The organism is Streptomyces sp. NPDC101227, from assembly GCF_044767545.1.
Lineage (GTDB): Bacteria > Actinomycetota > Actinomycetes > Streptomycetales > Streptomycetaceae > Streptomyces.
The window spans coordinates 24,254-34,365 of the sequence record NZ_JBIWOD010000007.1; the positions used below are offsets into that span (position 1 = coordinate 24,254).

The 10,112-nt window shown below is 72.6% G+C and carries 12 protein-coding genes; 7 read left to right on the forward strand and 5 right to left on the reverse strand.

Annotated elements, in window-relative coordinates; all coding sequences use genetic code 11:
* Positions 1–13: 13 nt before the first annotated feature.
* Positions 14–1,048, reverse strand: coding sequence for a GNAT family N-acetyltransferase (locus ACIRPT_RS17745; protein ID WP_403828009.1), 1,035 nt, complete (start codon positions 1,046–1,048; stop codon positions 14–16).
* 140 nt (positions 1,049–1,188) lie between these two features.
* Here ACIRPT_RS17745 and fdxA point away from each other — a divergent pair, with 140 nt between their 5' ends.
* Positions 1,189–1,509, forward strand: coding sequence for a ferredoxin (gene fdxA, locus ACIRPT_RS17750; RefSeq protein ID WP_033319951.1), 321 nt, complete (start codon positions 1,189–1,191; stop codon positions 1,507–1,509).
* A gap of 166 nt (positions 1,510–1,675) precedes the next feature.
* On the forward strand, positions 1,676–2,773 hold the full coding sequence (gene dapC, locus ACIRPT_RS17755) for a succinyldiaminopimelate transaminase (RefSeq protein ID WP_403828011.1): 1,098 nt from the start codon (positions 1,676–1,678) through the stop codon (positions 2,771–2,773).
* Between the two features lie 79 nt (positions 2,774–2,852).
* On the opposite strand, the gene ACIRPT_RS17760 is transcribed toward dapC, so the two are convergent.
* Positions 2,853–3,257: an ATP-binding protein gene (locus ACIRPT_RS17760; RefSeq protein ID WP_403501070.1), complete on the reverse strand. Its 405-nt coding sequence runs from the start codon at positions 3,255–3,257 to the stop codon at positions 2,853–2,855.
* Between the two features lie 300 nt (positions 3,258–3,557).
* Positions 3,558–4,487 (reverse strand): heavy metal transporter, encoded by a 930-nt coding sequence (locus ACIRPT_RS17765; RefSeq protein ID WP_403828013.1) that lies wholly within the window; start codon positions 4,485–4,487, stop codon positions 3,558–3,560.
* A 40-nt stretch (positions 4,488–4,527) separates the two neighbouring features.
* Between ACIRPT_RS17765 and dapE the strand changes: the two genes are divergently transcribed.
* Positions 4,528–5,619 (forward strand): succinyl-diaminopimelate desuccinylase, encoded by a 1,092-nt coding sequence (gene dapE / locus ACIRPT_RS17770; protein WP_403828015.1) that lies wholly within the window; start codon positions 4,528–4,530, stop codon positions 5,617–5,619.
* Between the two features lie 149 nt (positions 5,620–5,768).
* On the forward strand, positions 5,769–6,518 hold the full coding sequence (locus tag ACIRPT_RS17775; protein ID WP_403501079.1) for a TIGR00730 family Rossman fold protein: 750 nt from the start codon (positions 5,769–5,771) through the stop codon (positions 6,516–6,518).
* Positions 6,519–6,581: 63 nt separating this feature from the next.
* On the opposite strand, the gene folP is transcribed toward ACIRPT_RS17775, so the two are convergent.
* Entirely contained in the window at positions 6,582–7,442 is an 861-nt protein-coding gene (gene folP / locus ACIRPT_RS17780; RefSeq protein ID WP_403828017.1) for a dihydropteroate synthase, read from the reverse strand.
* Between the two features lie 91 nt (positions 7,443–7,533).
* Here folP and ACIRPT_RS17785 point away from each other — a divergent pair, with 91 nt between their 5' ends.
* Positions 7,534–7,971, forward strand: coding sequence for a DivIVA domain-containing protein (locus ACIRPT_RS17785; RefSeq protein WP_403501084.1), 438 nt, complete (start codon positions 7,534–7,536; stop codon positions 7,969–7,971).
* On the forward strand, positions 7,968–8,573 hold the full coding sequence (locus ACIRPT_RS17790; protein ID WP_403501087.1) for a DNA-3-methyladenine glycosylase I: 606 nt from the start codon (positions 7,968–7,970) through the stop codon (positions 8,571–8,573). The genes ACIRPT_RS17785 and ACIRPT_RS17790 overlap by 4 nt, the downstream gene beginning before the upstream one ends.
* Positions 8,574–8,613: 40 nt before the next feature.
* On the opposite strand, the gene ACIRPT_RS17795 is transcribed toward ACIRPT_RS17790, so the two are convergent.
* Entirely contained in the window at positions 8,614–9,414 is an 801-nt protein-coding gene (locus tag ACIRPT_RS17795) for an enoyl-CoA hydratase/isomerase family protein (protein WP_403828020.1), read from the reverse strand.
* Positions 9,415–9,738: 324 nt separating this feature from the next.
* Between ACIRPT_RS17795 and ACIRPT_RS17800 the strand changes: the two genes are divergently transcribed.
* Positions 9,739–9,906 (forward strand): DUF3117 domain-containing protein, encoded by a 168-nt coding sequence (locus tag ACIRPT_RS17800; protein ID WP_006603288.1) that lies wholly within the window; start codon positions 9,739–9,741, stop codon positions 9,904–9,906.
* Positions 9,907–10,112: the final 206 nt, after the last annotated feature.

Below are 10,112 nucleotides of genomic sequence, written 5' to 3' on the forward strand. Positions count from 1 at the left end.
GGGGGATACCCGTTCAGCCCGCGGTGCCGGGCAGCGGGCGCCGGTAGTGGTAGTCGTGGTGGTCGGCGAAGCCGAGCCGGTCGTAGAGTGCGCGGGCCCCGTCGTTGTCCGCCTCGACCTGGAGATACGCGGCCGAGGCGCCCTCCTGGAGAGCCCGTTCGGCGAGCGCCGCCATCACCTGCGTCGCCAGCCCCTGGCGCCGTTGCGCGGGGTCCACCTCTATGCCCGCGAAGCCCGCCCAGCGGCCGTCGATCACCACCCGGCCGATCGCCGCGGTGCTGCCGTCCGCCGCCGGCACCGTCGCGAACCACACGGAGGGCCCGCCGGTCAGCACCTTCAGCGCGTCCGCGGTGGGGCCGCCGCTGTCCCCGGTCCGGTTGTAGAGGGCCAGCCACCGTGCGCCGGGCTCCCGGGACAGGGTGACGCGGGTGGGGGCGCCCCCGGCGGAGTCGAGGAGAACGTCGGCGAGCGGGGCCAGCGCGGAGATGCGGAACCGGGTGTGCCGCTCGGCGGCCCAGCCGCGCCGGTCCAGCTCCGCGGCGAGCGCCTCGGCGCCGTCCGCCCGCCCCGTCGGGACGACGATCACCGGCGGCAGCCCGCGCGCGCCGTACCACCGGCCGATCCGCTCCAGCGCCGCGTCCAGGGGGAGACCGGGGTCGCCGAGGGGCAGGACGGAGTTGGCCCGCCGGGTGAAGCCGCCGGATGCGCGCAGCGTCCACTCCCCGAGAGGCTCGGTCTCGATGGCGGGCCAGCCGCGGGCCGCCACCTCCTGGAGCTCGCGGACGGAGGCGGCCGGAACCTTCCGCCGCACCGGCGCGGCGGGCACGACCTTGCCTGCTACCAGCGACGCCTCGTCGATCCGTACGGTCTCGCCGTTGCGCCGTGTGATGCTCAGCACACCCGCATCCCAGGATGTGAGAACGCCGACCGCGTCCGTGAACGAGGCCTCCCCCTGACCGCCTCCGGTCAGGCGCCGAACGGATACCCTTTTCCCCACGTCAGCAAGGGTGATCCGGACTTCCGCGCGACCGCCGGCCATGAATTCCATCGCTCTTCCCGCCCCTCTTGTTCGTCTCCTGCCCGGGAACGGAGATACTAGGTGGCGGGCATCGACGACGCCGCGCTCCCGCGCGCCCAGCGGCGGTACTGCCTATCGGACCGCCGGCCCTACTGAGGAGGAACGACAGCGTGACCTACGTCATCGCGCAGCCTTGTGTCGACGTCAAGGACAAGGCATGCATCGAGGAGTGCCCCGTCGACTGCATCTACGAGGGCTCCCGGTCCTTGTACATCCACCCGGACGAATGTGTCGACTGTGGTGCGTGTGAGCCGGTGTGCCCCGTCGAGGCGATCTTCTACGAGGACGACACTCCGGAAGAGTGGAAGGACTACTACAAGGCGAATGTGGAGTTCTTCGACGAGCTCGGTTCGCCCGGTGGCGCCAGCAAGCTCGGCCTGATCGAGCGCGACCACCCCTTCATCGCAGAGCTGCCGCCGCAGAACCAGTAACACCCCCGGGGGACCGGGAGGGCGCCCGTCCGCTCCCTCCCGCCTCTGAGGTCGACAGCGGTCGCACGGCGCCGCCCGGTCCCGTACGGCCCTGATGCCGTACGGGACCGAGGCGTTTTTACGCCGCCGGCCCGCGTCACCACGCCTGAGAAAGTGAGCACCGATAGTGGGCGCAGTCTCATCCCGCCTCCCTGTCTTCCCCTGGGACCGGCTGGAGCCGTACAAGACCACCGCCGCCGCGCACGCCGACGGCATCGTCGACCTTTCGGTCGGCACCCCGGTCGACCCCGTGCCCGCGGTGATCCAGCAGGCCCTGACCGACGCGGCGAACAGTCCCGGCTATCCGACGGTGTGGGGCACGGCCGCGCTGCGCGACGCGCTCACCGGCTGGGCCGCCGAGCGCCTGGGCGCCCGCGGCCTGGAGCACGCCAATGTGCTGCCGATCGTCGGCTCCAAGGAGCTGGTGGCCTGGCTGCCGACCCAGCTGGGCCTGGGCGCCGGCGACAAGGTCGCCTACCCGCGCCTGGCCTACCCCACCTACGAGGTCGGCGCCCGGCTGGCCGGCGCCGAGCCCGTCGCCTACGACGAGCCGACCGACCTGGACCCGGCCGGGCTGAAGCTGCTCTGGCTCAACTCCCCCTCCAACCCCACCGGCCGGGTCCTGACCGCCGATGAGCTGCGCCGCACCGTCGCCTGGGCCCGCGAACACGGCGTGCTGATCTTCAGCGACGAGTGCTACCTGGAGCTGGGCTGGGAGGCCGACCCGGTCTCGGTGCTGCACCCGGACATCTGCGGCGGTTCCTACGACGGCATCGTCGCCGTCCACTCCCTCTCCAAGCGCTCCAACCTCGCGGGCTACCGCGCGGCCTTCCTGGCCGGCGACGCCGCCGTCCTCGGCGAGCTGCTGCAGATCCGCAAGCACGGCGGCATGATGGTCGCCGCGCCCGTCCAGGCCGCCACCGTCGCCGCGCTGGGCGACACCGCGCACGTCGCCGAGCAGCGCGCGCGCTACGCCCGCCGCCGCGCCGCGCTGCGCACCGCCTTCGAGGCGGCCGGATTCCGCATCGAGCACAGCGAGGCCTCGCTCTACCTCTGGGCGACCCGCGACGAGCCCTGCTGGGACACGGTCGGCGAGCTCGCCAAGCGCGGCATCCTGGTGGCCCCCGGCGAGTTCTACGGGCCCGCGGGCGAGCGCTTCGTGCGGATCGCCTTCACCGCCACCGACGAGCGGGTGGACGCCGCGGTGCGCCGCCTGGCGGAGTGAGGCGCGGCCGGGAATGACAAACGCGCCGGGGCCCGGGGAGAGCACATCTCCCCGGGCCCCGGCGCGTGGCGCGAAGGCGTCAGCCGCCGATCGGCAGGCCACCGAGCAGGCCGAGCGCACCCTGGGCCGCGGAGGGCAGCTTCTTGGCCGAGGCGCCCTGCTTGGCGACCTTCTGAGCGGCATCCTTTGCCTGCTTGGCGCCGGACTGCGCGAGCGGCGCGGCCTTCGCGGCGGCCTTGGCCACCGTCGGGGCGACGGTCGTGGCGGTCTGCTTGCCGACCTCGTTGAGCAGGCCGGCGCCGGTCTTCGCCGTGCTGGCCAGGACCTGGGCGGCGCCCGCGGAGTCAGGGGCGCTCAGTCCCATGTCGGGCGCCTTGGGCAGCGTCGCGGCCTCGGCGGAGCCGGCCGCCGCCACCACGGGAGCGGCACCTGCGGCAACGAGCAGGGCGGCTCGGGCGATCCGACGCGTAACGGGGAGGGACATGGTGCTCCTTTTACGGAGAGGGACTCGTACTTCTGACAGATGTGCCATCCGCCGGGCGGACGCCTTGACTACCGCTTCAGGCCCCCGAAGGTTGCGGTGAACTCAGGTAAAGAGTTGGTAACGCGTCACATAATCGGCCGTGGATAAAGAGGGGCAATATGCGCACCGTGTGCGGGCGTGCGGAAACGTCACGGCTCGTTCCCCGTAAGGGGATTGCCGTAATGAGCGATGCTCGGCCGGACAACTCCCGGGCCGTAAAAGGGAATTGGCGCCGATGCCCCTTTCGGGGGACCCGGCGGACTATTGCGCGGTGACGATGCGAACGCCGTCGGCGCCCGCCCCGGAGGCATGGGGCTCCTTCTGCCAGCCCTTCCCCGCATCGGCCGCAGACCACATACGGCCGGCATAAGAGATCTGTTCGATACGCAGCTCCGCGGAGTGCGCCATCGCCCAGGTGGCCAGCTCCCAGCCGCGCCGCACGCGGTCTTCGCCGGCCCGCGCCCCGTCCCGCTGCACCGGCACCGTCATGCTCCGCCCACCGGCCGCCGACCGGCCCCCGGCGCCGTCCGTCCGCGGCAGCACCTCAGGCCCGAACTCCCGCACCAGCTTCTCCCGCACCTTCGCGACGCCGCCCGTTTTCCCGTCCACCGGGCGGCTCTGGCTGCACACCAGCGCCGCATGATCGCGGCCGGTCAGCGCCCCGGTGAGCCGCGCGGCGTTCGCCTCGTGCTTCGCGTACGCCTGCGGATAGCCGCTGCGCTGCACCTTCTGCGCGGCGGCGGTCAGCGGCAGCCGGGAGTAGCCGGGCACCTTCGCCAGATGCGTGTAGAACTCCCCGGCCGCATAGACCGGGTCCATGATCTGCTTGACCGTGCCCCAGTCCTGGGAGGGCCGCTGCTGGAAGAGCCCGACCGAGTCCCGGTCGCCGAAGTCGATGTTGCGCAGCCCCGACTCCTGCATGGCGGTCGCCAGCGCGATCGTCACCGCCCGCTCCGGCAGCCCGCGCGAGGATGCCACCGCCGAGATCGTCGCGGCGTTCTCCGCCTGCTCGGGGGTCAGCTCGTACGCCTTGTCGTCGCCCTCGGCCCGCACCAGACAGTGCGGCGCACCGGGCCCGCCCGTGACGTACTGCACGACCAGATAGACGACCAGCCCGATCAGCACGGCGATGGCCGCGGCGATACGCCACAGGCGCTTACGGGAGGCGAGGGGTGTGGGCTGGGCGGACACGGCCCCACCGTACTGGAGTGCTCCCGATAAGGTCGGCCCCATGGAGCCCTCCGCACACCGCCCCGCCCTCGACCTCACGCTCGACGCCGCCCAGCTCACGGCGCAGCTCGTCGACTTCCCGTCCGTCAGCGGCGACGAGAAGGACCTCGCCGACGCCGTCGAGCACGCCCTGCGCGGCCTGGAGCACCTGACCGTCGACCGGCACGGCAACAACGTCGTGGCCCGCACGAACCTGGGCCGCGCCGAGCGGGTGGTGCTCGCCGGACACCTCGACACCGTTCCGATCGCGGACAACGTTCCTTCCCGGCTCGACGAGAACGGCGTCCTGTGGGGCTGCGGCACCTGCGACATGAAGTCCGGGGTCGCCGTCCAGCTGCGGATGGCCGCCACCGTGCCCGCGCCCAACCGCGACCTGACCTTCGTCTTCTACGACCAGGAGGAGGTCGCCGCCCACCTCAACGGCCTCGGCCACGTCGTCGACGCCCACCCCGACTGGCTCGCCGGCGACTTCGCCGTCCTCCTGGAGCCCTCCGACGGCCAGGTGGAGGGCGGCTGCCAGGGCACCCTGCGCGTCCTGCTGCGCACCACGGGGGAGCGGGCGCACTCCGCACGCAGCTGGATGGGCGCCAACGCCATCCACGCCGCCGCCCCCATCCTGGACAAGCTCGCCGCCTACGAGCCGCGCCGCATCGCGATCGACGGTCTCGAATACCGCGAGGGCCTCAACGCCGTCCGCATCGAGGGCGGCGTCGCCAACAACGTCATCCCCGACGCCTGCACCGTCACCGTCAACTTCCGCTACGCGCCCGACCGCACCCCCGAGGAGGCGCTGGCCCACGTACGGGAGGTCTTCGCGGACTGCCCGGTGGACGAGTTCCTCATCGACGACCACTCCCCGGGGGCGCTGCCCGGCCTGTCCCACCCGGCCGCCCAGGCCTTCATGGAGGCCGTCGGCGGCACCGCGATGCCCAAGTTCGGCTGGACCGACGTCTCCCGCTTCAGCGCGCTCGGCGTCCCCGCGGTCAACTACGGACCCGGCTACCCCCTGCTCGCCCACAAGAAGGACGAACGGGTCGCGGTCGAACGGATCCTGCACTGCGAGGAGCGGCTGCGCAGCTGGCTGACGAGCTAGGGCCGCTCCGACCCTGATCCGGACGGGCCCTGGGACCGGCCGGGCCCGATGGCCCGGCGCCCGCCCGTATACGGGCCGAATTCCCCTCCGCTTCACGTCCGTGGATCTACGCTGAAGCGGCAACGATCTGTCAGCGGAGGGAGCACGTCATGGCCAACCCCGAGGGAGCACCGGCCCCCGAGGAGCAGCGGCTGGGTCCCGTACTGCGCCGCCACGACCAGGTGCAGCCGGGCACGACGGACCAGCGGCTGCTGGACTCCGAAGGGCCCTCCGAGTGGGTGCACACCGACCCCTGGCGCGTGATGCGCATCCAGTCGGAGTTCGTGGAGGGCTTCGGCGCGCTGGCCGAGCTGGGCCCGGCCGTCAGCGTCTTCGGCTCCGCCCGGACGCCCCAGGACTCCGCCGAGTACGACGCCGCGGTCCGCATCGGAGCGGCCCTGGTGAAAGCCGGTTTCGCGGTGATCACCGGCGGTGGGCCCGGCGCCATGGAGGCGGCCAACAAGGGCGCCAGTGAGGCCGGCGGCGTCTCCGTCGGGCTCGGGATCGAGCTGCCCTTCGAGCAGGGCATGAACCCGTATGTGAACCTCGGCGTCGACTTCCGCTACTTCTTCGTCCGCAAGACGTGCTTCGTGAAGTACGCCCGCGGGTTCGTGGTGCTCCCCGGCGGGCTGGGCACCCTGGACGAGCTCTTCGAGGCGCTCACCCTCGTCCAGACGCGCAAGGTCACCCGCTTCCCCATCGTGCTGTTCGGATCGGCCTACTGGAGCGGGCTGATCGACTGGCTGCGCGGCACCCTCATCGCCCAGGGCAAGGCCTCCGCGCACGACCTGGAGCTCTTCCACGTCAGCGACGATGTCGACGAGGCCATCGCGCTGGTGACCAAGGAGGCCGGGATCTAGCGGGATATCCCCGGGGAGGCACCCCTAGGGGGCCCAGGCCCCCGGGCGCGGGGCGGCCGTGCGCTACGCCAGTCCCCGGCGGGCGACCGCCGGGGGCCGGTGGCCCGCGAGGGAGGCCACCATGTCCAGCACCTGCCGGGTCTCGGCGACCTCGTGGACCCGGTAGACCTGCGCGCCCAGCCAGGCCGAGACGGCGGTGGTCGCCAGGGTGCCCAGCACCCGCTCCTTGACCGGCTTGTCGAGGGTCTCGCCGACGAAGTCCTTGTTGGAGAGCGAGACCAGCACCGGCCAGCCGGTGTCCGTCATCTCGCCCAGCCGGCGGGTCGCCTCGAGGCTGTGCCGGGTGTTCTTGCCGAAGTCGTGCCCGGGGTCGATCAGGATCCCCTCGCGCGGCACGCCCAGCTCCATGGCCCGCTCCGCCAGCCCCAGCGTCACCCGCAGGATGTCGGCCATCACGTCGTCGTACGTCACCCGGTGCGGGCGGGTACGCGGCTCGGCGCCGCCCGCATGCGTGCACACCAGGCCGACGCGGTACCGCGCCGCGACCTCGGCGAGCGCCGGATCCACGCCGCCCCAGGCGTCGTTGAGCAGATCCGCGCCGGCCTCACAGACCGCCTCGGCGACGTCGTGCCGCCAGGTGTCGACGCTGATCACCACGTCGGGGAAGCGCTTGCGCACCTCGGCCACGAACCCGACCGTGCGGCGCGCCTCCTCCTCGGCACTCACCTCCTCGCCGGGGCCGGCCTTGACGCCGCCGATGTCGATGATCGCGGCGCCCTCGGCCACCGCCTGCTCGACCCGGGCGAGTGCCGGCTCGTCGCGGAAGGTGGCCCCCTGGTCGTAGAAGGAGTCCGGGGTCCTGTTGACGATGGCCATGATCACCGGCTCATGCGCACCGAACTCGCGATTTCCCAGCCGCAGCATTCCCGTACTCCCTCTCCGTCGTCCGGGAGCGACCCTAACTGTCAGACCCGCATGGCACGATCAGTGCAGGCACAAGTCCGGGGAGTTGGTCGTGTTCTGGTTCTTGCTGATCGCGATGGTCGTGGTGGTGGCCGCGGTCACCCTCGTCGTCGTGGGCGGCGACGACGCCGAGGCGGGTGGCGGCCTGCGGGACGCCGAGCCGGACCGGCTGTCCGACCCGCTGCCCGCCGACCGCCCCCTGGCCCGAGCCGATGTGGAGGCCGTCCGGTTCCCGGTGACCGTCCGCGGATACCGGATGGACGACGTCGACGACGCCCTGGACCGGCTCGGCGCCGAGCTGGCCGAGCGGGACGCCCGGATCGCCGAGCTGGAGGCGGCGCTGGCCGGGGCGCATGCGGCCGCGATGGGCGGACCCGGACTGATACGCGAGACGGGGACGGGCCCCACGAAGGACGCGCAGGAAGGGGCCGAGGCGCCGGCGGCCGCTGAGGATTCCGACGACGAAGAAGAAGGCGAGGGCCGGGCATGAGCGGCGTGGTGACGGCTCCGGACGGCGTCCCGCGCTGTCCGTGGGGCATGGAGTCGGAGAAGATGGCCGACTACCGCGAGTACCACGACACGGAATGGGGCCTGCCGGTCCATGGCGACGACGCGCTCTTCGAGCGGATGAGCCTGGAGGCGTTCCAGTCCGGGCTGTCCTGGATCACGATCCTGCGCCGCCGCCCCGGGTTCCGGGCCGCGTTCGCCGACTTCAAGATCGCGGCGGTGGCGCGGTTCACCGACGCGGACGCCGAGCGGCTGCTGGCCGACCCCGGCATCATCCGCAACCGCCTCAAGATCGCCGCGACGGTCAACAACGCCAAGGTCGCCGCCGAGCTGGCCCCCGGCGAGCTCGACGCCCTCATCTGGTCCTACGCTCCCGACCGGGCCGGCCGCCCGGTGCCGCGCACCCTCGGCGATCTCCAGCCGGTGACACCGGAGTCGACGGCGCTCGCCAAGGACCTCAAGAAGCGCGGCTTCCGCTTCGTCGGCCCGACGACCGCGTACGCCCTGATGCAGGCGTGCGGGCTGGTCAACGACCATCTGGCGGACTGCCATGTCCGGCAGAAGGTGGAGGCGGCGGCCGGCTGAACCGGGCCACCCGCCCGGCCCGGAGCCGGGCGGGCGCGGTTCAGCGCCCCAGGAAGGCCGGCTTCTCCTTCTTCACGAACGCCTCGACCGCGATGTGATGGTCCTGCGACGCCCCGGCCCGGACCTGGAGCTCGTCCTCCTTGCCGAGGGTCTCGGCGAGGGAGTGCCCGGCCCCGTAGGCCAGCGACTCCTTGATCGCGGCGTAGGCGACGGTCGGCCCCTGCGCCAGCCGCCGGGCCACGGCCGCCGCCTCCTCGGCCAGCTCGGCCGCCGGGACGACCTTGTTGGCGATGCCGAGGTCGTACGCCTCCTGGGCGCTCACATTGCGCGGGAAGAGCAGCAGGTCGGCGGCCCGGCTCTGGCCGATCAGCCGGGGCAGCGTCCAGGACATCCCGGAGTCGGCGGTCAGTGCCACGCCCGCGAAGGACGTGTTGAAGGACGCCGAATCGGCGACGACCCGGTAGTCGGCGGCCAGCGCGAAGCCCGCGCCCGCGCCCGCCGCGACCCCGTTGACGCCCGCGACCACCGGCTTCGGCATCTCGGTCAGCGCCGTCACGATGGGGTTGTAGTGCTCGCGCACGGTGTTCATGGTGCCGCCCGTGCCGTTCGCCCGGTCCTCGGCCAGCAGCCCGATGTGTTCCTTGAGGTCCTGCCCGACGCAGAAGGCGCGCCCGGTGGCGGTCAGCAGCACGGCCCGTACGGCCGGGTCGGCGGCGGCCTCCCGGAGGGTGTCCCGCAGCTGGACCTTCGCCTCCGTGTTCATCGCGTTCATCGCGTCGGGGCGGTTGAGGGTGATCGTCGCGAGTCCGTCGGTCACGTCGTAGAGCACGGTGTCGGCCATAGTGGGGATCCCCTCCGTCGCGGCTCGGACTGCCCGGCAGGGCAGCCCAGCGCTCAGAATGCCGGAGATCATCGGCCCTCGGCATGTGACGTACATCAAACAACTCGGGCGCGTCGGACGTCGGCAAGTGGCGCAGTATCGCAGCCCCCTCCCCGAATTGGGTGGTTTTGGCAGAGCGCGTTGCGCAAGGGATGCTCCCCGATGTTGGTCATCGGGTCGTTCGATGCGGGATAATGGCCTGGAAGCAATGTGTTCGATGCCGGTGACACGCGCCTATTGAGGCCGTCGGCTGACGATGAGCTGGTTTCAGGAAGGGGAACGAGCATGGCGGCCATGAAGCCGCGGACGGGTGACGGCCCGCTCGAGGTGACCAAGGAGGGGCGGGGCATCGTCATGCGCGTTCCGCTCGAAGGCGGCGGGCGACTCGTCGTGGAGCTGACCCCGGACGAGGCCAAGGCCCTGGGTGAGGCCCTGGACAAGGTCACCGTCTGACAAGGGCGGAACAACCGCTGCGGTTTTCCCGGGGCTGACCCCGGTACCCCCAGCCGAGTACCCCGGCCCCGGGGGGGGGGGGGGCGCGGGGGGGGGGCCCCCGCCCGGGGGCGGGGGGGGGGGGGCCCCCCCCCCCCCCCCGGGCCCCCCCCCCCCCGGGTGCCCCCCCCCCCCGGCGGCGCCCCCCCGCCGCCCCGCCCGCCCCC

Coding starts and splice junctions, on each gene's coding strand:
- ACIRPT_RS17745 (WP_403828009.1), bottom strand. CDS start 1,048: ATGGAATTCATGGCCGGCGGTCGCGCGGAAGTCCGGATCACCCTTGCT.
- ACIRPT_RS17760 (WP_403501070.1), bottom strand. CDS start 3,257: ATGTCCCTCCCCGTTACGCGTCGGATCGCCCGAGCCGCCCTGCTCGTT.
- dapE (WP_403828015.1), top strand. CDS start 4,528: ATGGAGCCCTCCGCACACCGCCCCGCCCTCGACCTCACGCTCGACGCC.
- ACIRPT_RS17775 (WP_403501079.1), top strand. CDS start 5,769: ATGGCCAACCCCGAGGGAGCACCGGCCCCCGAGGAGCAGCGGCTGGGT.
- folP (WP_403828017.1), bottom strand. CDS start 7,442: ATGCTGCGGCTGGGAAATCGCGAGTTCGGTGCGCATGAGCCGGTGATC.
- ACIRPT_RS17790 (WP_403501087.1), top strand. CDS start 7,968: ATGAGCGGCGTGGTGACGGCTCCGGACGGCGTCCCGCGCTGTCCGTGG.
- ACIRPT_RS17795 (WP_403828020.1), bottom strand. CDS start 9,414: ATGGCCGACACCGTGCTCTACGACGTGACCGACGGACTCGCGACGATC.
- ACIRPT_RS17800 (WP_006603288.1), top strand. CDS start 9,739: ATGGCGGCCATGAAGCCGCGGACGGGTGACGGCCCGCTCGAGGTGACC.